At 44.0% G+C, this 24033-nt stretch carries 19 protein-coding genes; 18 read left to right on the top strand and 1 reads right to left on the bottom strand.

Going from position 1 to position 24033, the window contains the following annotated elements:
• Positions 1 to 64: 64 nt before the first annotated feature.
• From ACVA53_RS08620 to ACVA53_RS08535, 18 genes are all read left to right on the top strand, one after another.
• Entirely contained in the window at positions 65 to 1303 is a 1239-nt protein-coding gene (locus ACVA53_RS08620; RefSeq protein WP_446504899.1) for an RNA-guided endonuclease InsQ/TnpB family protein, read from the top strand.
• A gap of 108 nt (positions 1304 to 1411) precedes the next feature.
• Positions 1412 to 1726, top strand: coding sequence for a transcriptional regulator BolA (gene bolA, locus ACVA53_RS08615; RefSeq protein WP_446504898.1), 315 nt, complete (start codon positions 1412 to 1414; stop codon positions 1724 to 1726).
• Positions 1727 to 2544: 818 nt separating this feature from the next.
• Positions 2545 to 3885 carry a Na(+)-translocating NADH-quinone reductase subunit A gene (locus ACVA53_RS08610; RefSeq protein WP_255040694.1) on the top strand — a complete coding sequence of 447 codons (1341 nt, stop codon included), beginning with the start codon at positions 2545 to 2547 and terminating at the stop codon, positions 3883 to 3885.
• 3 nt (positions 3886 to 3888) lie between these two features.
• Entirely contained in the window at positions 3889 to 5133 is a 1245-nt protein-coding gene (locus ACVA53_RS08605; RefSeq protein WP_255040695.1) for an NADH:ubiquinone reductase (Na(+)-transporting) subunit B, read from the top strand.
• Positions 5123 to 5917: a Na(+)-translocating NADH-quinone reductase subunit C gene (locus ACVA53_RS08600; RefSeq protein ID WP_255040696.1), complete on the top strand. Its 795-nt coding sequence runs from the start codon at positions 5123 to 5125 to the stop codon at positions 5915 to 5917. The genes ACVA53_RS08605 and ACVA53_RS08600 overlap by 11 nt, the downstream gene beginning before the upstream one ends.
• Positions 5910 to 6542 (top strand): NADH:ubiquinone reductase (Na(+)-transporting) subunit D, encoded by a 633-nt coding sequence (locus tag ACVA53_RS08595; RefSeq protein ID WP_255040697.1) that lies wholly within the window; start codon positions 5910 to 5912, stop codon positions 6540 to 6542. The genes ACVA53_RS08600 and ACVA53_RS08595 overlap by 8 nt, the downstream gene beginning before the upstream one ends.
• 7 nt (positions 6543 to 6549) lie before the next feature.
• The gene (nqrE, locus tag ACVA53_RS08590; protein WP_255040698.1) at positions 6550 to 7146 is read left to right on the top strand and encodes an NADH:ubiquinone reductase (Na(+)-transporting) subunit E; all 597 of its coding nucleotides are present in this window, start codon (positions 6550 to 6552) and stop codon (positions 7144 to 7146) included.
• A gap of 24 nt (positions 7147 to 7170) precedes the next feature.
• A complete protein-coding gene (gene nqrF / locus ACVA53_RS08585) occupies positions 7171 to 8394 on the top strand; it encodes an NADH:ubiquinone reductase (Na(+)-transporting) subunit F (RefSeq protein ID WP_255040699.1) in 1224 nt (407 codons plus the stop codon).
• Between the two features lie 165 nt (positions 8395 to 8559).
• The gene (locus ACVA53_RS08580; protein ID WP_255040732.1) at positions 8560 to 9570 is read left to right on the top strand and encodes an FAD:protein FMN transferase; all 1011 of its coding nucleotides are present in this window, start codon (positions 8560 to 8562) and stop codon (positions 9568 to 9570) included.
• Between the two features lie 10 nt (positions 9571 to 9580).
• Positions 9581 to 9802, top strand: coding sequence for a (Na+)-NQR maturation NqrM (gene nqrM / locus ACVA53_RS08575; protein ID WP_107350587.1), 222 nt, complete (start codon positions 9581 to 9583; stop codon positions 9800 to 9802).
• 303 nt (positions 9803 to 10105) lie between these two features.
• Positions 10106 to 11323, top strand: a complete 1218-nt coding sequence (locus ACVA53_RS08570) for a site-specific integrase (RefSeq protein ID WP_446504897.1) — start codon at positions 10106 to 10108, stop codon at positions 11321 to 11323.
• Entirely contained in the window at positions 11316 to 13580 is a 2265-nt protein-coding gene (locus tag ACVA53_RS08565) for a hypothetical protein (RefSeq protein WP_446504896.1), read from the top strand. Before ACVA53_RS08570 ends, ACVA53_RS08565 begins: the two co-directional genes overlap by 8 nt.
• Positions 13581 to 13592: 12 nt before the next feature.
• On the top strand, positions 13593 to 16376 hold the full coding sequence (locus ACVA53_RS08560) for a hypothetical protein (protein ID WP_446504895.1): 2784 nt from the start codon (positions 13593 to 13595) through the stop codon (positions 16374 to 16376).
• Complete coding sequence (locus ACVA53_RS08555; protein ID WP_446504894.1) at positions 16363 to 16914, top strand: hypothetical protein; 552 nt, start codon at positions 16363 to 16365, stop codon at positions 16912 to 16914. Before ACVA53_RS08560 ends, ACVA53_RS08555 begins: the two co-directional genes overlap by 14 nt.
• An 88-nt stretch (positions 16915 to 17002) precedes the next feature.
• The gene (locus ACVA53_RS08550; protein ID WP_446504893.1) at positions 17003 to 17440 is read left to right on the top strand and encodes a VPA1267 family protein; all 438 of its coding nucleotides are present in this window, start codon (positions 17003 to 17005) and stop codon (positions 17438 to 17440) included.
• A complete protein-coding gene (locus ACVA53_RS08545) occupies positions 17437 to 19608 on the top strand; it encodes an AAA family ATPase (protein ID WP_446504892.1) in 2172 nt (723 codons plus the stop codon). Before ACVA53_RS08550 ends, ACVA53_RS08545 begins: the two co-directional genes overlap by 4 nt.
• Before the next feature lie 543 nt (positions 19609 to 20151).
• Complete coding sequence (locus tag ACVA53_RS08540) at positions 20152 to 20847, top strand: hypothetical protein (protein ID WP_446504891.1); 696 nt, start codon at positions 20152 to 20154, stop codon at positions 20845 to 20847.
• A gap of 61 nt (positions 20848 to 20908) precedes the next feature.
• A complete protein-coding gene (locus tag ACVA53_RS08535) occupies positions 20909 to 21811 on the top strand; it encodes an AbiTii domain-containing protein (RefSeq protein WP_446504890.1) in 903 nt (300 codons plus the stop codon).
• A 601-nt stretch (positions 21812 to 22412) separates the two neighbouring features.
• Here ACVA53_RS08535 and tnpC read toward each other — a convergent pair.
• Complete coding sequence (gene tnpC, locus ACVA53_RS08530; protein ID WP_255045511.1) at positions 22413 to 23957, bottom strand: IS66 family transposase; 1545 nt, start codon at positions 23955 to 23957, stop codon at positions 22413 to 22415.
• Positions 23958 to 24033: the final 76 nt, after the last annotated feature.

The following is a 24033-nucleotide window of genomic DNA, read 5'->3' as shown; positions in this document are numbered from 1 at the left end:
ACTAGACTCTTTTTTGGGGCGAGCAAGTATGCACGCTTGCGCATACTGTGCTAACGTACAGTATATGAAGAAGACGTTGAGATACAACTACAGGCTTAAGCCGACCGTGCAGCAAGAGGCAAAACTCATCGAGTTTGGCTCATATGCTCGTGGGTTATGGAACTACCTACTGTCTGAAAATCAACGCCAATATGAAGTCGACAAAACATTTGTTTTTTACAAAGAAATGGCTTCAAAAATTAAAGACATTAAGAAGCTGCCTGAATTTGCATGGGTTAAAGCCCTTGATTCGGGGGCAGCGCAACAAGTCGCACGGGATCTGGACTCCGCTTTAAGAAAAGGGGCGTCCAAAGAATCCCACCAAAAATTCCCACGATTTAAAGTGAGTTATCGCGTTAAGAAGCTTCACAACGATAGCTACCGCTCTGTGAACAACAACAACTGCATAAGAATTGAGAATGGCAAGATCACTCTACCTAAAATTGGTGCTGTTCCTATCGTTTTGCATCGTAAGTTAGTGAGCAATATTAAGGCAGCAACAGTGCAGTTGCGCCACGGAAAGTGGGAGGTAAGCCTCACACAAGAGGTTGAGGGTGATGAAGCAAAAAGGCTACTCCAGAGCATCGCTGGATATGACATAAACTCGAAACAAACGGTTGTTGGCTCTAATGGTCTTGTTGTTGACAACCCCAAGTATTTAAAGGTAGAAAAAGAAAAACTGATTAGAATACAGCGACAGTTTTCTAGGAAAAAGAAAGGGTCTGGACGCTGGAAGAAAGCAAAATCCCGTCTAAACAATCTTCACGGCTCCATCGCTCGAAAGCGAATGGACTTTGCACATAAGACCGCTCATCGGATAGCCAACGAAAGCGATATTGTCGTGTTTGAAGATTTGAATGTGGCTGGTATGCAAAAATTTAACGGAAAAATGGTCGTTGATAATATCATGGGGCAGATCTCTGATTTGACTCGGTACAAGGTGGAGTTAAGAGGTGGTATTCATCATGAAATTGGGCGATTTGAGCGCACAACGGGCGTCTGCTCAAGTTGCGGTCAGCACCATAAGTTGACGTTAAAAGACAGACATTTCACCTGTACTCGTTGCGGTCTAGTCAGCGACCGCGACTACTCTTCAGCAATAGCAGTGGAGAGAAAAGGTGAATTAGATTTGATGGCGAATGGGACTGTCGTCAGGGTGAGTAAATCACCCAACACTCAGCAGAAATCAGGCGTTAAAACGAAAGTCTTTGCGTTAGCAAAGTTGTCTTTGGGATCTGAGGAAATAGAAAAGGTGGTCGCATAACCACCTTCGAAGCTCAGTGATCAGCTATGCTGTCGCTGAGTAGTTCACATTACTACCGCACATAAGTTGCCGTCAGTAGTACTGATATTTCTCTGTAAAAGGTACACCATGATCCAAGAGCGTATAAAAGATAAACTACAGCACGCGTTCTCACCCCTTCATCTTGAAGTGATCAATGAAAGTTACATGCACAATGTACCGGAAGGTTCAGAGAGCCATTTCAAAGTGATTGTAGTCAGTGAGCAGTTTGCGGGGATGCGTCTTATTGGCCGTCATCGTGCTGTTAACTCGGCCTTGGCTGACGAGCTTGCCAACCATATTCATGCCTTGGCGATTCACACCTATACCGAAAGTGAGTGGCAGAGCCAGCAAGAAGGGGCGCCAGCATCACCGGCTTGCCGTGGTGGCAGTAAATTAGGCTGACTGACAGCTGAACTAGATATGAAACCGCAATGATTGCGCTTTTTTTCACACTGAAGTTTGAGACTTGGCGCATCATTTCTTCAATCAATTTCGTACTATTGCAAAGATACCGCCTATTATACCCAAGCACCTAGGCGTGATTTGGGGATATTGGCTTGATTTCGTTCCAGCAATGACAGCTCGAGCCTATAACTTGACTTCTGCTGTCTATAATTGGGTCTGTCAGTTCGCAAAGCGAAAGGTTGCCATTAAAAAATATAACGAAAAACCAATGGCGGCAGTGTGGACCAAGCCCAATAGGCAAGTGAGCCTAACCTTGAATAAATTTAGGATAATTGTCCGTTTTTGTGGTGGAAAGAGTCGTACCGCCAAGGGGTTATTTATGCCTTAGTAGATGTTAACGATGATTAACATTGCGACATATTTGAAACATATAACAATGGGGCATTTCGCCCCATTGTTGTGACATCGTGACAGTTGTTGGTTTCTCATTGAATTATTGGTGCGGCTGTAATGGAAATGATAAGCGCACAGGATTGTCACTTTTGTGTGTCAGTTCAAAATAATGACCCAACAAGGATATTGCGTTTAAAGAGTTAGCCGATTTTCAGTCCGATTAGCGCTGTTTGCCATGGTAAAATCCAACCAAATAGTGCTAAAATTCTGGCCTCAAAATTACTCGACACTTAAAGTGTGATGAGTAAGTGAATAGGATGTTGCGTTGCTGGTTTTGGATCAAACCGGCTTCGGACGAAGGAAAGTCGTGTCTAAATTGCGCAATAGAAAATTTTTTTCCCGTTAATGTAGTGCAAGTGCGTATGATTACAATAAAAAAGGGTCTGGATATCCCAATTTCAGGGACTCCTACCCAGGCGATAAATGATGGCAAGGCCATCACACGTGTCGCCTTGCTTGGCGAAGAATATGTTGGTATGCGTCCTACAATGCATACCCGCGTAGGGGATGTAGTGAAAAAAGGTCAGGTTCTTTTTGAAGACAAGAAGAACCCAGGCGTTAAGTTCACTGCTCCAGCCAGTGGCAAGGTTGCAGAAATCAATCGTGGTGCAAAGCGTGTTCTACAATCCGTAGTGATTGATGTAGAAGGCGACGAGCAGGTTACATTCAACAGCTATGACGCTGGTCAGATTGCTCAACTTGAGCGCTCTGTACTAGTAGATCAGCTTGTTGAGTCTGGTATGTGGACAGCGCTTCGTACGCGTCCGTTCAGCAAGGTCCCTGCGATCGATGCTGAGACTCAGGCTATCTTTGTAACGGCTCTAGACACCAATCCTCTAGCAGCTAACCCAGAAGTTGTTATCAACGAGCAAAACGATGCATTTATCGCAGGTTTGACAGTATTGTCTCGCCTAACGAGCGGTAAAGTATTGGTTTGTAAGTCTGGTGCAAGCCTACCTCGCTGCAGTGAAGCCAATGTGGAAGAGCATGTATTCAACGGTCCGCACCCTGCGGGTCTGGTCGGTACTCACATCCACACGTTGTTCGGTGCAAGCATCGAGAACGTAGCATGGCACATCAATTACCAGGACGTTATCGCATTCGGTAAGTTGTTCCTGACTGGTGAGCTATTCACTGATCGTGTGGTATCTCTGGCTGGTCCTGTTGTTAACAACCCTCGTCTAGTTCGTACTCAAATTGGTGCGTCTATCGAGCAGATCACAGACTCTGAAATGATGCCAGGCGAACTGCGTATTCTTTCTGGTTCTGTACTGAACGGTGTTAATGCCGCAGGCCCTCATGCCTACCTTGGTCGCTACCACCTGCAGATTTCTGCTCTTCGCGAAGGCCGTGAAAAAGAATTCTTGGGCTGGATCGTACCAGGTAAAAACAAATTCTCTGTTACTCGCTCTTTCTTAAGCCAGTTCTTCCCGGGTCAGTTATTCAACATGACCACGACGACGAACGGCTCTGAGCGTGCGATGGTGCCAATCGGCAACTACGAAAAAGTAATGCCGCTTGATATCGAGCCGACTCTGCTTCTTCGTGACCTGTGTGCAGGTGACGTTGACAGTGCTCAGCAGCTAGGTGCACTAGAGCTGGATGAAGAAGATCTAGCACTATGTACGTTCGTATGCCCAGGTAAGTATGAATTTGGTCCTATGCTACGTCAGTGCCTGGACACAATTGAGAAGGAAGGGTAATTCATGAGCCTCAAGAATTTACTCGAGCAGGTTGAACACCACTTTGAGCCAGGTGGTAAGCATGAAAAGTGGTTTGCGCTTTACGAAGCGTTTGCAACTTTGATGTATACGCCAGGCCAAGTAACACGTACAAGCGCACACGTTCGTGACAGCGTTGACCTAAAACGCATCATGATCATGGTGTGGTTTGCGGTTTTCCCAGCAATGTTCTGGGGTATGTACAACACAGGCCACCAGGCTATCACTGCGCTTAACCACATGTATGTGGGTGAGCAACTGGCAACGCTTGTTGCAGGTGACTGGCACTACTGGCTAACAGAAATGCTAGGCGGCACCATGTCAGCAGACGCTGGCTGGGGTAGTAAAATGCTACTGGGTGCGACCTACTTCCTACCTATTTATGCTGTTGTATTTGCAGTAGGTGGTTTCTGGGAAGTTCTATTCTGTATGGTGCGTAAGCACGAAGTTAACGAAGGCTTCTTCGTAACCTCAATCCTTTTCGCACTGATCGTACCGCCAACACTACCACTATGGCAGGCAGCACTAGGTATTACCTTCGGTGTTGTCGTTGCTAAAGAAATCTTCGGTGGTACTGGTCGTAACTTCCTTAACCCTGCTTTGGCAGGCCGTGCGTTCCTATTCTTCGCATACCCAGCTCAGATCTCTGGTGATCTAGTATGGACTGCGGCAGATGGCTTCTCTGGTGCAACTGCACTAAGCCAGTGGGCAAACGGTGGTCAAGCGTCAGTGATGAACACTGTAACTGGCGATGCAGTAAGCTGGATGGACGCGTTCATCGGCCGTATCCCTGGTTCTATCGGTGAAGTTTCAACGCTAGCTATCATCCTTGGTGGCGCAATGATCGTGTTCATGGGCATTGCTTCATGGCGCATCATCGCGGGTACGCTTATCGGTATGATCGCGACAGCGACGCTATTCAACATTATTGGTTCTGATACTAACGCAATGTTCAGCATGCCATGGCACTGGCACCTAGTTCTTGGTGGTTTTGCATTCGGTATGATGTTCATGGCAACCGACCCAGTGTCTGCTTCATTTACCAATAAAGGTAAGTGGTGGTACGGTGCGCTAATCGGTGCAATGGCTGTTATGGTTCGTGTGGTTAACCCTGCGTACCCAGAAGGTATGATGCTAGCAATCCTATTTGCTAACCTATTCGCACCTCTATTTGACAACCTAGTAGTTCAGGGCAATATCAAGCGGAGACTAGCTCGTCATGTCAAGTAATAACGATAGCATTAAAAAGACGCTAATTGTTGTTATCGCACTGAGCCTAGTGTGCTCAATCGTGGTATCAGCAGCGGCGGTTGCTCTGCGTCCACTGCAGCAGAAGAATGCGGTGCTTGATGTTCAGCGCAATATCCTTTCAGTAGCGGGCCTTCTTCAAGATGGCACGAACATTACTGAAGCGTATGACCAGTTCATCGAACCTAAGCTTGTTAACCTAGAAACCGGTGAATTTGTCGAGCAAACTGAAGAAGGTGCTACGGCATCTGAGTACAGCCAGCGTGACGCAGCGAAAGATCCAGCTCAGTCTATTCGCCTATCAGGTGACCAAGATCTAGCGAAGATCATTCGTCGTGCAAATGTTGCAACAGTTTACCTAGTGAAAGATGCGAACGATAACATCGAGAAACTTATCCTGCCAGTACACGGTGGTGGTCTGTGGTCAATGATGTACGCATTTATCGCCGTAGAAACTGACGGTAACACGCTTGCGGGTATCACTTACTACGAGCAGGGTGAAACGCCTGGACTTGGTGGTGAGATCGAGAACCCGAACTGGCGCGCCCAGTTCGTTGGTAAAGAATTGTTCGACAGCAACAGCAAACCAGCTATCCGTGTCGTTAAAGGTGGTGCACCTGAAGGCGATATCCACGGTGTAGATGGCCTGTCTGGTGCAACCCTAACTGCAAATGGTGTTCAGTACACCTTCGACTTCTGGTTGGGCGACATGGGCTTTGGTCCATTCCTGACTAAAGTGCGTGAAGGAGGCCTAAACAATGGCTGATACTAAAGAAATGAAGAAGATTCTGTTTGCGCCGTTTCTCGACAACAACCCGATCGCGCTTCAGATGCTTGGTGTTTGTTCTGCACTGGCAGTTACAACCAAACTAGAAACAGCATTCGTAATGACCCTTGCGGTAACATTCGTATGTGCGTTCTCTAACTTGTTCGTATCTCTGATCCGTAACCACATTCCTAACAGTGTGCGTATTATCGTACAGATGGCGATCATCGCCTCGTTGGTAATTGTGGTAGACCAGGTATTGAAAGCATTTGTTTATGATATCTCGAAGCAGCTTTCTGTATTCGTTGGTCTGATCATCACGAACTGTATCGTTATGGGTCGTGCTGAAGCATACGCGATGAAGTCTGAGCCATTGCCATCTCTAGTAGACGGCATTGGTAACGGTCTTGGTTACGGCTTCGTACTTATCACAGTTGCTTTCTTCCGTGAGCTATTTGGTTCAGGCAAACTATTCGGTGTGGAAATCCTACCGTTAGTGTCTGACGGTGGTTGGTACCAGCCAAACGGTATGATGATCCTAGCACCATCAGCGTTCTTCCTGATTGGTTTCATGATCTGGGCTATCCGTATCATCCGTCCAGAACAAATCGAAGCGAAGGAGTAAGGGGAACATGGAACATTATATTAGCCTTCTGGTTCGATCGATCTTTATCGAGAACTTGGCACTGTCGTTCTTCCTAGGTATGTGTACATTCCTAGCGGTATCGAAAAAAGTAAAAACTTCTTTCGGTCTGGGGGTCGCGGTTATCGTTGTACTAACGATTGCTGTACCGGTGAACAACTTGATCTACAACCTGTTGCTAAAAGACGGCGCCATTGTTGCGGGTGTTGACCTTAGCTTCCTGAACTTTATTACGTTCATCGGTGTTATCGCGGCATTGGTACAGATCCTGGAAATGGTTCTGGACCGCTTCTTCCCGCCGCTATACAACGCACTAGGTATTTTCCTACCGCTGATCACAGTTAACTGTGCAATCTTCGGTGGTGTATCTTTCATGGTGCAGCGTGATTACAACTTTGCTGAGTCTGTTGTATATGGTCTAGGTTCTGGTATCGGTTGGATGCTAGCAATCGTTGCTCTTGCGGGTATCCGTGAGAAGATGAAATACTCAGATGTACCTCCTGGTCTTCGTGGCCTAGGTATCACATTCATCACCGTTGGCCTTATGGCGTTGGGCTTTATGTCCTTCTCCGGCGTTCAGCTGTAATCAGGATAATAAGGAATAAAATCAATGGATATTATTCTTGGCGTAGTCATGTTCACCTTGATTATCCTGGCTCTAGTTTTAGTGATTCTTTTCGCTAAATCTAAGCTGGTACCATCAGGTGACATTACTATCTCAGTAAATGGTGATCCGGAAAAAGCGATTACAACCGCTGCCGGTGACAAACTGTTAAACGCTCTATCAGCGAATGGTATTTTCGTATCATCTGCATGTGGTGGCGGTGGCTCTTGTGGCCAGTGTCGTGTGAAAGTGAAGACTGGTGGTGGCGATATCCTACCAACTGAGCTTGACCACATCACTAAAGGTGAAGCACGTGAAGGCGAGCGTTTAGCGTGTCAGGTTAACATTAAGTCTGACATGGACATCGAGCTTCCAGAAGAAATCTTTGGTGTTAAGAAGTGGGAATGTGAAGTTCTTTCGAATGATAACGAAGCCACGTTCATTAAAGAACTTGTGCTTAAAATCCCTGAAGGCGAGGAAGTTCCTTTCCGTGCAGGTGGTTACATTCAGATTGAAGCTGAACCACATCACATTAAGTACTCTGACTTCGATGTTCCTGAGGAATATCGTGAAGATTGGGACAAGTTTAACCTGTTCCGTTACGAGTCTATCGTGAAAGAGCACTCAATCCGTGCTTACTCTATGGCGTCATACCCAGAAGAGAAAGGCTTGATCAAGCTGAACGTACGTATTGCAACGCCGCCGCCAAACAACCCGGATGTACCACCTGGCATTATGTCATCGTACATCTGGTCGCTTAAGGCTGGTGACACGTGTACTATCTCTGGTCCATTCGGTGAGTTCTTCGCGAAAGAAACTGACAACGAAATGGTATTCATCGGTGGTGGTGCTGGTATGGCACCTATGCGTTCGCACATCTTCGACCAGCTTCTACGCCTGAAATCTAAGCGTAAGATGACTTACTGGTACGGTGCTCGTTCTAAGCGTGAAATGTTCTACATTGAAGATTTCGATACGCTAGCAGCGGATAACGACAACTTCGAGTGGCATGTTGCTCTGTCTGATCCACTACCAGAAGATAACTGGGATGGTTACACAGGCTTCATTCATAACGTGATCTACGAGAACTACTTGAAAGATCACGAAGCGCCTGAAGATTGTGAGTACTACATGTGTGGTCCACCAATGATGAACGCGGCTGTTATCGGCATGCTAAAAGATCTTGGTGTTGAAGACGAAAACATCCTGTTGGATGACTTCGGTGGCTAATTAGCTACACACTGAAAAACTGGCTGATCCCCTCTGGGGTCAGCCTTTTTTCGTAATAAGCGTATAATAACGGTATGTAACATATGGTTTTTCATACTTAGCGCTTTCACATAACTAATAACAATGACTGTCTTTCATTTGGGGAGTAGTTGGATGAAGACGTTACTGCACCGCGCATTGCTGATGCTTGCGCTGGTTATTACCCTATCGGCTTGTAGCGATCAGCGTGAATTGATTCACCTTAACGGTTCGACCATGGGAACCTACTATTCAATTAAGTTGATTAAGCAGGAAGGCTTACCGTCTGCCACGGATATCCAGGCAGAAATTGACCGTCGACTGGAATTGGTTAATGACCAGATGTCGACTTACCGTAAGCATTCCGAGCTCAGTCAATTTAACCAATTCCGTGCCAATGAGCCGTTCGAGGTATCAGCCGACACGGCTAAAGTGGTGACGGAGGCCATTCGCCTTGCTAAGCTGACTGACGGAGCATTGGATGTAACGGTTGGACCGATTGTAAATTTGTGGAGCTTTGGCCCTGAAGCGCGTCCGGAGAAGACTCCGACCGAACAGGAGCTGGCGGAGCGCCGCGAGATAGTGGGTATTCACCACTTGAGTGTGGAAGGTAACACCCTGACCAAGGATATCCCTGAGTTGTATGTCGACTTGTCTTCGATTGCCAAGGGATTTGGGGTTGACGTCGTGGCCGATTACTTTGATGATCTAGGCGTGGCCGATTACCTGGTTGAGATTGGGGGTGAACTGAGCCTGAAAGGCAATAACCTCGAAGGCGTACCATGGCGCATCGCGATTGAGAAGCCAACCGAAGACGGTAGCCGAGCGATTCAAGAAGTGATTGAGCCGGGTGATATGGCGGTTGCTACTTCAGGAGATTACCGTAACTACTTCGAAGAAGATGGTGTGCGTTATTCTCACCTGATCGATCCCAAAAGCGGTATGCCGATTTCTAACCATGTGGTATCGGTAACAGTGCTACACCCATCAAGTATGACGTCAGATGCATTGGCGACGGCATTCTCTGTAATGGGTGAGAAAAAGGCACTGGCATTGGCTAACCAAGAGCAGATTCCATTGTTGTTGGTTGTGAAAACAGAGCAAGGCTTCAAGGAATATATTTCTGATGCTTTTGCCCCTTATATGAACCAAAAGTAGAGATTGAACAATGGTTATCTATGTAACGACCTTTGCTGTGTTTTTGTTGGTTATCGCGGCGATGGCTGTCGGTTATATCTTCCAGCGTAAAAGCGTGAGTGGTAGCTGTGGTGGTCTTGACGGGATCGGTATCGCCAAAGAGTGTGATTGCCCTGAGCCATGTGATGCGCGCCTTAAACGTGAAGCGCGCGAAGCCCGCGCTGCAGAGTGGAAGAAAAACCAGATCATCTGATCGGGCAAGCCCTGACTGGCTCGCTTACCCTGATTTGAAGCCCGGCATTTTGCTGGGCTTTTGTTATGCTTCACACTGTTTGCTCTAGCCTCTATAATGTTACTGTATAAAAAAACAGTAATCAGGTGCTAGTTCGTATGTCTCCGTTGCCCCCCCCCAACCCAGCCAAGACGCAGAAAAAGATCATTCATGTGGATATGGATTGCTTTTTAACTCGCAGGTGTTAATTTATGGAAAAAATTGTAAGTTGAATGATACGTACTACATTTAAACCTAAGGGCGACAATGTATGGGTGAAAATGTATGCAACGTATTTGTTATAACTTACAGAGCGGTCATTGGGTTTATCTTTATGATGACGATGTTCCTGTTCTATTGCCTTGCCTCTATTCTCGATACACTCATGTAACAGGTCTTTCGGTAGTTTATAAAAAGAAGCGTGTTGAAACTACGAGTGCTTTCGAGTTCTTATTAGAAGAAGTAGAGATTGGAGATTACGCTCAATACGAACGAGGTCAACAGCTTGGTCTGTTCTTAGAATGGGTTGAGGAATACGACCATCCTTCAGTAACCCTTGCTTGGCATTCCGCCCTCCCAGCAGAGCTAATTAATGAATATATTAATGAGTACTTAATTGTAAAACTGCAAAAAAGTGAAGTGGTCGTCAACAAGGCTATCAACTCTCTGCGTAGTTATTACAATTGGCTGACCCATTTTTTTGATAATAACTATAAGAAAGTATTTGTATTTGCTGAATATAGGGCGTTGGCAAGATCGAACAACAAATCTACCCTCATTGTTAAATACCTTCTTCCGGCTACAAGAGAACTTCTTTATAGGCATACTGATAGTTTACTTGAGGAAATTGTTCTTAGAAATGGTGGTGAACTCGGTTGTCGATCCTCCGAAAACCGAGGGTTTTATCTAGATAACTTTAAGGCAGACGGAAAAGTGCGTAATGGTCTTAGGAGTTTATTTAATAAGCTGAAAGAATCACCGGAAGAAGAGTTCAAATATCACCTCCCATCTTTTGATGCAAAATACGGCTCCGCACGAACGCTCTATATATCTCGAACCCATCTACTATTGATGGAACATTATTATACTATGGAACGCCCAGAATCAACGTCGAATCACTTACTTGTTTCAAACTCAAATAATCATACGAAAGGAAACGTGGTTAGTAATCGGTATGGAAGTGCCACTTTTTATAAGACGCTTAAGAAACTGTTAAAGGTGATGAATGATAATCCAGAGGCTTACTCAGGTTACCAAACATTAGATGAGGCAAATGTTTACCATCATTTAAGACATTCGTTTGGGACAGATATATTTTATGATTTATGTGTTGTTGCCAAGAAGAGTTTCGAGTCAATTACGACAGAGTCCAGAGTTTACATTGAAACTGCTCGGCGTCTTGGCCACAAGGTAGGCGGTAAGCATGGTAATCAAACGACAAAAATTTATATCCATGGTTGTAGGGAACGAGCGGCGTTGCTGAGGGAGCTTGTTGATGCATAGTGATGAAGTTGGCACTCATGATCATCCATTAACAAGCTCCGAAATCGAGGGGTTAATTTTAGATGATCTCAAACAAAAGAAACTTGTTGCTTCATTAGAGCAGCCGTTTAGTGCGACGTCTCTTGTTATAGTAAAATCTAGTGGTGCTTCTTATAAATTAACAATGACGGATTGGTCTCAACCAGACAAAGTGTTGTTATACAAGGCGATGATTGCTGCTTATAACTTTGCTTTTTTCAACCGAGAAGCTTCGGTTAGTGCAAAAGACACTTTTGCTTCATCGGTATGCCCTTTTATTGAATGGTTGAATGTACACACTATTGACAATCGTTATGAAATTTTAAAACAGTATGAGTCGGATCGTATGGATGCTATGGGGAACCATGGTGGCAGCAGCCCGTTAATAAAGCTAATGATAATCGTAACTTATGCGATTGACTCGGAGGCTTTTCGAGACGAAGTTAGTGCTGCTGATTACGGCTTTATACGAGAACTGAGAAGAACCAAAATAAGCCCAAACTTAAATAAAACGCAAAAATCAATTGCTAGTTACTTTGGTGAGCTGGACTGGTTAAGAAGGGATGATATTGGTATCGGTAAGGATCTGTACTCTGCGCTTGCCTCGCCTAAGTTAACGGTAAAATCACTTAGCTTGACAGCAGCAACCATTATTTTGGAGTTAAATAAGTATAAATCAGCCCTAAAACTCTTGCTTCAAAAGGCTCAACCAAAGTTGTCGAAGTTGATTGAGACCGATTTATCATGTTTATCAAAGTCGAGAAAAGCTCATTGCATTGGTAGTATCCTTTATCACATGATCAGTGAGTATCATCAAGATAGTGAGAACTCTGAACTATCGAAGGCCGCTTTAGATGTATTGCTGTTATCTAATGCTACCAATGAAAAGGCCTATCTATTGCTGTTAGGTGCATTAACCTCTCCAGAGGCGTGTGATGAGCTATTTCTTAATAAAAGAGATAATAAGAACAAAATAAAACTTAGTTTTTGCGTGCGTAATATCACCACTCTTACTACAGGAAACTTATTCTCACTCAAGGAATTACGTTCATTGTTTTATGATGAGATACAAGTGGTTACTGCTGTGGAAAATATGATGTTTGGCTGGTTAATGGCTAGCTTGACAGTTCAGCCTTACGATATAGAGAAATTGACCCCTTCATCTTTTAGAAAGATGATCGTGGGTGGGCGAGTTACTTCGATTGAAAGTGAGTACTTCAAAGGTCGGGCAAAAGTAATCCACACGACGCGTTCTCTTTCTGTTAGAGAAGCCGAAGGCCAAGCACTATTGACTTACATTGAAGCGGTGCCCGAGGGGAGGGCACTTTACATTCATCCCACTTTGATTATCAGTAATGGAATGCGTTCAATAACAGGTGTGCTAAGGCATTTACTTCAATGTCATAGTATGAAGACCTCTCTACTGGCAAAGCATAGAAAGAAGAATACCCCCTTAATTCTACCTTCTGCATATTGTGCATTGGTCAAAAACGGTACTCATCCAGAGAATGTTATTGAAAATGCCAAAGCGATTTCCATTGCAGAGAGGATTGATTTGGCAATGAACTCTGAGTCCCCTTGCCGTAACGGCTTGTTCGGACTTCAGGCAATTAAAAATAGCGCTGTTCATGCGTTTAGTGATCCTTACACGTACCATTATCTTGTTAATCGTAACTCCCATACCAATCAAACTGAAAAAATCAGTTATCTAACGGAGGATAATGAGGAGTGGATGAATAGTGCTGGACGTATTACTCGTGAAGTGATGTTCGACTTGATCCAAAATGTATTCTATTTAGATTTTAGTCCAAAGCAGAGAGCAGAAATGGAAGCCTTTAATAGTGAATTCATGGCTGTATCGGAGAGCATTTCATGCAGAAAGGAAGAAATGAATACAAGGATGCGGCTTGTTACAGGACAAGCCCGAGGTATGGTTAATGAGGTTGGAGTACTGTCTTTAAGTGATAAAATTGATGATGAGCCTCTCTCTCCTATTTATGTCTTAGATAGTCCGTTAACCGTGCTTAGAATGCACAACTACCTTCATGAGTTTAAGAAGCATTATAAAAAACTACTCGCAACCAACCCTGACTTTCTTTTTAAAACAGTAATGCCAACGGTGGAATGGATCGAAGGTACATTAGGAAAAATGAGCAAATGTTCTCAGAAGAACGGCAGAGAGCAATTTGATGAGATGATTAAGCATGGTGTGGTGATGAGTGTGTTCCACTCACTATAATAAGGGGATGAGATGGCAGTTACAGTATTCAACAACCCTATTGATTCCTTTTGGCACGACCAGAATGAGAAATTGTTGGCTAATCCTTTTTTTAAGAGTGAACAGGGTGACTATTATTGCGATAGATGGGGCTTTGTCGAGCATAGCAGAGACACGACAATCGACTTTTCAGTCTTCGATTTACCGTTTCTTAACCTTAAGTCTACCGTCAGCCTTAAACTTAATGAAAGGGAATATTCTTTAAGTAGTAAAGAATACGCAAAACTGCTTTGTGGAGCTGTGCTGACATTTAAAAATACACGAGCTTTAATACCTACGTACCAAATGGCGATGCATCTTTTTGCCTTTCTTAATGAACATCACGAAATAGCCCTCAGAGCTTCTTTACTTGATTCCTTCTGGACATCGTTCATGGCGAGGTCAGTCAATCAAAGTGGCTTTTTTAATCGGGTGTCAGCACCTTCGTATAGAGGTTCGATTGCACCTGTATCATTTTCTAACTTACGAAACCATCTGATAACTTTAGGTGTTAAAGGGGTGATTGAACAGAAGTTAACAACCAAGCAAATTGAGAAAAGTCTGGATCGGGTGTGTCAATCGCAATACAGCATGACGTTGACTGAGTTTAAAAAAGGAGGCAGCTTCAACTTCTTAGGTTTAGAGATGGGACAGTATTATGTGGATTATCTGAATCATGTTTACCAGAATAATTTTCTTTATACCTCAACGTGTAAAAGGGCTGTGAGAGCAGTGTTAGAGAAAGCTGGCATTGCTAACATTAAGGAGACCCGCACAAAGAATCGACTCTTTAATGTCATCCTCGCAGGCTTGCAGGGGGAGGAGTTGTGTTCTTCTCAGTCTAAAACGAAGGGTATTGATCACTCAGACTTAAAGCTCATGACAGAAAATGCGCTTTTAACCGAGTACAGTAAACACTTCGATTCTGTAAGTTCATTGAGGGATGATAATATTGAATTGCTAGCGATTGAGCTTGGATTAAGCGCTCGATTTGATGCGGTTGAAGTAATTCGTGTCCTGATGTTGCAAAAATACTTGGGATTGCAGGGACATAAATCTCCAGATGAAGTTTGGAATGGATATTTGTCTTCTTTAGACAAATCATTTTTAGACAAGCAGTCTTTGAACGCTGGCAGCGTGGAAGATGTTTATGCCAAGATGCAATCAATAGTGAGTCAGCAAAGGTTGACAGAAGAGAAGTGCTTAACCGCAATTCAGCAATGGGTCAAAGGATTGATAACAACCTCGGAAAATGGGACTTATGAAGAGCTTAAAGTAACATTAGATACTCAACTTCACGCGATGACGACGCTTGTGGTCGCTTGGACTGGGTATAGGCATTCCGAGTATGGGTTTCCCTTAAGCGCCATACGGACAGAGCCGAATTTGGATATTTTAGATAATGCCCATGTCCCCTTTCGCTTTAAATTGAAATGGTTTGTTCCTAAGACCAATGGCAAAACAAAAATTGATAGGGAAGTGACCTCTCAGTGCTATCAAGTGGCTGCACAGTTAAATGAACTGTTTGAACATAAGCATGATGAACCCTGTCTTTATGCACTGACATCCCCAAGAACTAGAAAAGAAAGTGTGCAGAAATCGGGAGCATTCATTGAGACGCGAGTTAAGGCAAACTGGGCTGGGTTTATCAACTATCAACCCTTTAATGACGTTATACGCTTAAATTACTTGTTAGAAAAGAGTACAGAGTTGACGTCTTCAGAACAAAAGGAAGTAGAAGCTCTATCGTTGAAATACACAGTTGGAACTGCGCGATATCGACACTTGTTATCTTCTGCGAAGGAGGTGAAGAGAGACTGGCTTCGCTTATCTGTTACATCCTTTCCGGGGTCTCAAGCTCAACGTAGATTTAAACAATCTATTGTGGCGTACGCTCAGAGAGACTATGTTGAAAATGATGAGCACCAAGCAGTTATCGACAGGTATTTATCGAGTGAAACAAAGGCGCTGCTTCAGTCTGGCACAGTTAGTCTAGAAGATATCAAAACAATGCGAGATATAAACTCTGAGCTACTAGAGGGAGTGCGTTACCCATCGCCTCACGCCATTCGCCATATATGGGCTGAAGCAGTATTAACTCGTTATCAGGGTGATGTCGGCGCAGTCATACGTCACCAATTCTGCCACTTGGACAACTCGTTTTTCAATGCATACTTGAGAGATAAGGACGCAAGGGGGCTTATGGCATCTGCAAAGCAACGTTACTTAAACTCAATTGTTGAGCTGATAATTATTGAATCGGATCAGCTTTCTGAGAAACACTTAGGTGGGTTCTCTCGCTTTGTACGTAAAGCCACTCAACTTACTAAGGTTGCAACGGAGAGCGAGTCACTAGCGTTGCGAGAAAGGATTACAGGCCGAGTTATAGATATTCAGCCGAGTCGGTTTGCCGTGTGTATTCCTCGTGATGGTGGAGAGAGTCGTGCTAAGTGCGCAAAAATGGGAAATTTGAATCCACAAGACGCAAGACTCGAGTTCTGCTTGGATTGTACCCATGCGTGGATTACCGAGGGGCATATTCGAGGTATTTGGCAAACGATTCAGCCAATGGTTAAAGAGGCGATGCAACCAAAGGGGATCGGTTTTTTACTGGAAGCCCATCTTCCTGCTTTGACATCGAGTTGGAGGCGAATCAAAGAGCTTCGAAACAGTAGAAATGGGGAAAGTGTTGATAGGATATTGTCAGCAATAGAGAGTGCAATTGACTCAATAAAGGGAAAAATGAAAGCTGAGGCAGAATTGTATGGCTACGAATGAGTTGGATGGATTGTTTTCTGATGATTTTCTTGAATCGTTGGATGATGACTCAATGGTTGATCAGAGCAATCCGCTGCCCGCTTGGGTAGTTGATGACAAAGAGCATACAACCTACAGAGTCTACCATGCGATCTTAGAGCTAAAGGCACAGGCTGAGACCGCAATTGATAATTTTGGAGAAGTAGAAACAAAAAAAACACCGAAGTTTTATAAGTTAAAAAAGGCAAGTGTGGCTAGAACGGTGGGGTTATCGGCTCAAAGCATATTTAACACTAGCTCATTCAGTCCCAGTATTCTCAATTTCTTTAACGGTGTTAACGATGCGCTTCTAGAGCGGCATCAAAATGAACAAAAAAAACAATTAAAACGAAAACGAAAAAAAACTGGCCTTAGGGCAAAAACGAAAGAGGAGATTGTTGGTAGTCATCAATGCCTTGAAACAAAATACAATGAACTCAAGGCAATCCAAACCGAGGAGGTTTTGAACCTTGCAATCGAGAGAATGCCTATCGATCTGAGAGCTAAACTGGGTCTATAAAGATACATATTCACATCCGAATACACTTTTCAAATGATTAAGCTTTACATTGACACTGAACCTCACAAAAGGAAATAGCGAGGGAAACATGGCAAGTGGACAGCAAAAAGCGCAGCAAAACCTAGAAGCATTTGAGGTCTGGAAGGAAACTCTAACCGATGATGATTTTAGGCAAATCATATTCAGAGGTCAGCTCAATCGTAACGAAGTAGCTAAAGGGATTGGTTGTGGAAAATCTGCGCTAAATCAGAATCCTACGCTTAAAGATTCGCTCAAAGATTTAGAGGATGAGCTGCGTGATAGAGGTGTCCTACCTCCACTAAATGACTCAGCGAAGAAGAATACTGATAAGCCCAAGGTCTACGATAATACAGCGAATGGCAAACTGCTCAATTCAAAGCGAGTTTCGTTATTGGAGGCTGAGAACATTGAATTACGAGCCAAGGTCAAGAAGCTTGAAAAGCGACTTGAGCGGTTTGGTGAGCTATCGGAAACTCTATCAGAGATGGGGTTAATGCCACGATGAATATAGAAATGTATGACGATCAGATGCGTGTAACCAGCATTCCTTATAGTACAAGAGGGTGTGTGATATTCACTGGTGTGCCTCTAGCAAAGAACTCCTATAAAGCCAATAGCGGGAAGTACTATGTCACCATTAAAGCTGACCCTGACAGCATTCCAGTACACCCTGCAATTGGGCAACACTGGTCAGTTAGAGGTGTTCGTTCCATAAAAGATGTTGAAACTGGTGATTATGTGATGCAGCAACATACCTATGAGGCTCCGAGTTATGTTGAGTGCACTCTCCCCGAAACGGGCGAACAACTAATCCGTTTTATTTCAAGAGAAAATGAATTCAAGGGCATTGGTGAAAGCAAAGCTAGAGCACTCTGGCAGCTCTTAGGTAAAGATTTTCATGCGACATTGAGGCAGGACGATTTTACCTCCAGAGAACGCCTGAAATCGATTTTGAGCGACGATTCCGTAGACGCATTGTTTAGGGGATATGCTAAATATAAAAATCTGGCCCACTGCAACTGGATGAGTGAGAATCGAATTCCTTCCAGTGTGCAGCAGCGGCTACTCAGGCATCATGGCGAAGCCTCCATAAATGTGATCAAGAGTAACCCTTATGCACTATTGGGCTTTGGCCTGTCGTTCAGCGCCATTGAGGATATTATTAAAGTCACGGAATTTAATAGCGACATTGAGCAGGACGATCCTCGAAGACTTAGCGCAGCATTGGAAATGGCGATCCGTAAGGAAATTGAAAAGGGTCACACCTATACCACTCACGCGAACCTGCGACCCTATCTAAATAAGTTACTGAAAGATAGGGATCTAGTCACTCAAACATTCCAGTCAGGTCATGACAAAGCTCAGTATATTTTAAACCCTGATACAGGAACCTATCACCCGACAGCTCAACTCCTAATGGAGAGTGTTGTTGCCAAACGATTGAATAGTCTAGTTAAACAGAACAACAAGTTTGATGAAGAGGTTAATGCTGCTTTTTGTGCAGCGATAGCAGAGGCAACCTATGACCTAACCAAAATGCAAATCGAGGCAGTGACTACATGTTTAGATAACTCAGTCAGTTGCATTACTGGCGGCGCAGGAACAGGTAAGACAGCAGTGCTCAGAACGACTCTAAGAGCATATCATCAACTGGGTTATGAAATTCATGCTGTTGCACTTAGTGGGCGTGCCGCTTTGAGGTTGCATGAATCGATTGGTTTTGTTACTTCAACGATTGCTAAGTTGCTGCATGACCAACCTATTGAACCTAGTGGTGGAAGGCCTAACCACCTTCTGGTTATCGATGAAGCAAGCATGATTGATCTACCAACAATGTATCGCCTAGTAAATCATATTCATCCCTCGGTAAGACTAATATTTACAGGTGACCCACACCAACTTCCACCAATAGGTTGCGGCAAGGTACTGGCAGATATTGTTGAGGCAAAAACCATTAGTAATACCACGTTAGACGTAGTCATGAGACAAGAAGTAACGACGGGCATCCCTGAGTATTCAAGGCTTATCAATCAAGGTGTGGTGCCTGATCAACTGTCTACAGGTGCTATACACTTTCACGAGACCAGTAAAGAGGATATAGCCGAAGTCTGTTGCGAGCTTTACCAAGAGTTGCCAGAAATTAGTCGAGTTATAGCTCCAACCAAGGCCTTGGTATCAGAGGTCAATAAACTAATCCAGAAAACGATCAACCCCAATAGTGACAGTCTCGAATTCGTAATCAATGGTGATAGGTTCTTTCTACCTCTTCGTCTGAACGATAAGGTGCTATTTACGCAGAACCATTACGATAAGGGCATTCAGAATGGGTCACTTGGCACACTAACCAGCGTTAGATCCTCAGGCGATTTTTACGGTGAGGTCATACTAGATACGGGTGAAAAAATCGAGGTGACGCAAACAGTTCTAGATTGTATGGAACTGGGTTATGCAATAACTTTGCACAAAGCGCAAGGCTCTCAATTTCCACGTATTGTTATTGCTCTACAGAGGGGGCGAATCGTTGATAGAGCTTGGCTCTACACGGCGATTACAAGAGCAGAATGCGAAATTCATATTGTAGGTAATAGCGAAGATATACAGTATATTACTCAAGCTTCTAGCCACTCTCATAAGCGTAACAGCCACTTAAAAGATCTGTTGAGGCAACTGTAGAGCTAGAATAAACGACACCGTCAAAGTCAGGAGCGGCCTGCAAGAGCTGTAATCACAATGAAAAAACAGAATTCAGATAAATTACCTATCAACGGCGACGTTGAAACAAGCACGAAAGGTGTGACAGATAAACAGTTACAGACTAGGCCATCTGTATGCAAGGGTACTAAAAATAACAGTGGGGCACGACTAGAGGCTCTTGATGAACTTTCCAAGCTGGATCAGGAAATGGGACGATACAGTTAGCAAAAGCTATCGAATCAAGATACAGACTAGTCGTACAGCTTTTTTACGTTTCATTCTAATCACCATTCCATTTGTACTAACTAATTGCTCAGCATGTGCTGCGATAGATCCAGAAGCTAATCTATTTAGCAGAGACAGACCAATACGGAAATTCTCAGTATTTTATCCCAAAGCACCTTCTTGTTTCACACAACAGTCTGATATTCCTTGAGATTAGTAACGAATGATAGCAAGATAGACGGAATGCAAACAAGGACAAATTTGTTTACAAAGTCTTGATATCTTTAGGGAGTCTTCGTGGCTGATTACATAAATAAAAATATCCTTAGTCAGGCTTATATTCACGTTGAGCCGACGGGAATCGAGACGGAAGAACAGCTTGAAGCGTTCAAGGATAGCCTGAGAGCTTTTGCACTTAGTCGAACAGAGTTCTTCTTGTCCGATGGACTTGAGATAAACGTTGAGTTTGAAGAAGGCTCGATTAAAGCAAGAGTTACAGTAATCGGTACGTTAATGCTCTTACTACAAGGCATTAGTTCATACAAAGACTTTAGGGAAGGTCTTCAATTTCTGTATTCGGATGCAAAATGGTTGTCAGATGCAATCATTTCAGAGTCTTTATATCAGACTAGAGCGAAACACCACGATGTAATTCGTGTAGAAGCAAGGACTGGAATAATTGGCTCTGTTCATAAGGTTCTGAATCAATTAGAAAGAATAAAAAGTGGTGCCCAAGGCACTATGCTTGCTTCCGACATTGTTGAAAAAATTGATGATGTTCAAGATGAACTATCAAAGTTGATGGACAATATCTGCGACTTAGATGACCGCAATTTAGTAGCTAAAGAGTGCAAATATTTGGTTCAAAAGTTACCAGAGACCCCGGTTCCTCCAAAGGATAAAACCAATAGTAATCATGCTATCAATGAATATCGACGCAAAAAGTCTTCACTAAGCTCCTCTCTAGATATTCATTTAATTGTTGAGAGGTAAGGTCAAAGCACACTGTTTACAAACTGTTTAAGAGTGATTCATAGTTTACGAGTATTGATGAATGAAATTGATAGAAGAAATTATAGAGTTATTAAGTTCAGGAGACTCCAATCTTAGTACTGCTTTGTTTAAAACTAAGGTGCTTTTACATAGGTTAGGTGAAAAAGAGTTATTAGACTGGGTTAATGGGGAGCTTAAAGGCTACCCAGAAAAAAGTTCCTTGCCATCATATCGTACCCTACCAGTAACAGTTAGAGGCAACGCTAGTAATATGGCATACAGATATCAAGGGCAAACCTTGCCATTGATGCACCTAGAAAAAGAAATTAGAGAAAGGCTAGATACGACTCACTTACACCAAAGTATTGCAGTAATCGAAGAGTATGCACAACAGGATCATCTTCAAATTACAATTGCACCTGAATACTACCCTTTACTGTCAAAAGGGCTTGGTAATGGTTATCAAATTGAAAGTGCGTGGGGCGAGCACTCTGCTGGGGCAATGACCCAAGTAATTACAGAGGTTACTTCTAGGCTACTAGACTTTGTTTTGGAACTATCCGAGCAGTTTCCAGAAGAGTTAGAGTCAAATGAGATGAAAGAAAGGGCTAAGGAGTTAGGAGTGTCTGATTTATTTAATAATGCGGTGTTTGGTGACAATGCGACAATTGTTGTAGGTGACTCAAATAGTCAGAAAGTTACTAATACCGTCTGTAAGAATGATCTTACTTCATTACTACAAATACTTCGTGACAACAACGTACCTGAAGAAGACCTCGCAACTTTGGCAACTGCTATAGAGAATGACTCAGAAACTGAAGTTCAAAATGGTTCATTTGGAGAAAACGTTTCGCAATGGATGGGCATGATGGTCTCTAAAGCTGCGACTACAGCATGGGATATAAAAGTAGGGGCGGCTGGTAGTTTGCTGGCTACAGCCATTGGTAAGTTCTACGGATTCTGACTTATTACGGGTCATTGCAATTACCTTTTTAGAGCAGTAGATGAAAGATAGAGTTGATAAAAAAACGATACTACTCAGTCAGATAAATAAGGCTTGTTCGCTATACCTTAAGAAAGAATACATATGTTCTCTTACTTTAGCTGGCAGTGCAGAAAGTTTGAGTGAGGGTTTGGTGGAAGCAAATGACGTCGAACCCTATAGTACTTTCTTTGTCAAGTTTAGGCGCTTAATAGTAGAGTGGCGTAGAGAGGACTCCCCTAAAAAGAACATAATCCTTCGAGAAAGGAACTGGTCTAGAAACATAATCAAACACCATGATAAGGGTGATGACACAATTATTGATATTGACCTTCAATTTCAGAGTTTCATTGTACTAAAGTCATGCCTCGAAAATTACCGTAAACTTGGTTTTCAGCCAACACCAGTCATGCGTAAATTTGAGAAGGTAACACGCGACTTTGGTTAAGTTTTGTTATTTTTTGAAAGTTACACTCAGCCATATTCATCAGCGGTTTAGTTACGACTAGGCCGTAAAGTTAGTTTGGTAGTTGAGATATGACCAAATCGTATGTATCCGCCCCATGATTCCACGGGGCGATTATTAATGAGAGAAGTTCCAAGGAAGTAGAGAGTCGATATCCGGCTCAGGCTGGGCTAGCTCTTCCATGCACTTAACCAGATAGTCATACATAATAAGCCCATTAGCTTTAGCGGTCTCGATGATGCTGTAAAGCATAGCACTGGCATCAGCACCTTTTGGGGTGTCGGCGAAGAGCCAGTTTTTCCGGCCGATGACCAGCGGTTTGATTGCGCGCTCAGCCCGGTTGTTGTCGATTGATAAGTGGCCATCCTCCACATACCGCTGGAGCTTGGGCCATTGACCCACTGTATATTTGATAGCTTTACCCAGCTGACTGGACGCCACCACCATCTGTGATGTCAGCCACTGGTACAAGTCATCCAGCATTGGCCTCGCCAGTTTCTGTCGTTCGGCCAGCCGCTCTTCTGCGGATAACCCTTTCAACCGGGTTTCCAACGCATAGAGCTTTTGGATTTTCGCCAAGGCCACATCGGCTTTCCCTGTTTTGCCTTTACCCTGCAGCCTTTTGGCATCCATGAACTTACGCCGGGCATGTGCCAGGCAACCGAGGTGCTTGACCTGAGTGAGACCATCATAGGCTTGGTAGCCATCAGTTTGAAGATAGCCACCGTACTTCCCAAGGAAAGCTGCGGGGCAAGCCCTCGCACGACTGTTCTGATAGTCGAACAAGACAATGTTTTTCGTCCCCTCCAGTGTGGCGGAAGGTGAGTCAGCGCCGGAGCAGTAAACCCACATATAGCATTGTTTATTTTCCTTAAGGACATTTAACGGTGTCTCATCCGCATGGATAACAACCTGACCAAGTAAGTGTTCGTGAAGTGCCTGGTAGAGTGGTATGAAGTGTTTGCTGGCCTGCATGACCCAGCGTGCCATCGTCGTCCGGGATAACTCGATACCGGATTGCTTGAACAGCGTTTCCTGCCGGTAAAGAGGCAGTGCATACTGGTATTTACCAAGAATAATATTGGCTAGAAGGCTTTCAGTAGCAAAGCTCTTGGGAATAAGGCTAGCAGGTACAGGCTTTTGACTGATAGTGACGCTTTCTGCCTCTTTCTCGCACCGGCGGCAACTGTACTTGGGACGAACATACTCCAGAACCTTCAGTACTGCCGGGGTGAACTCCAGCTTTTCACTACAGTCTTCACCTATTTTATGAAGAGGGTGCTGGCAGCACGCACAGTGCTTTTCTTCTTCATCCAAGTCCAGAACAATGCGCTCGCGCGGCAGTTCTTTGGAAAGTGGCTTGCGTTTCCCGCGTGGCTTGTTAGTAGAAGTCGTCGTGGCAACCTTTTCCTGTTCAGCAGAGTGAGCTTCATGCTCTGCTTCATTGAACAGGTCACCTTGCGCCTCGTCATAAGGCTTGAGTGCTTCGGCACGTTTTGCGAACTGGCGGTCAATGGCCAGTTTGAACTGTTCAAGAAGCGTTTGGCGCTCTTGCTTCCATTGCTCTTCTTTGACCTGCTGCTCGGCCATAAGCTGCCTAACCATCGCTTGGAGCGCGGCAACATCTTGGCTGTCAGGGTTGATTTCAGGCGTCGTTTTCATGGTGTCCATTATATCAAAACGGCTACCTAACCACCTGACACATCGGACTTTTATTGTAATTAACTCATTGTAAAAT

The organism is Photobacterium sp. DNB23_23_1, assembly GCF_052873815.1.
The sequence above is the reverse complement of the archived record's forward strand: the minus strand, read 5'-3'. Positions and strand labels throughout refer to the sequence as shown.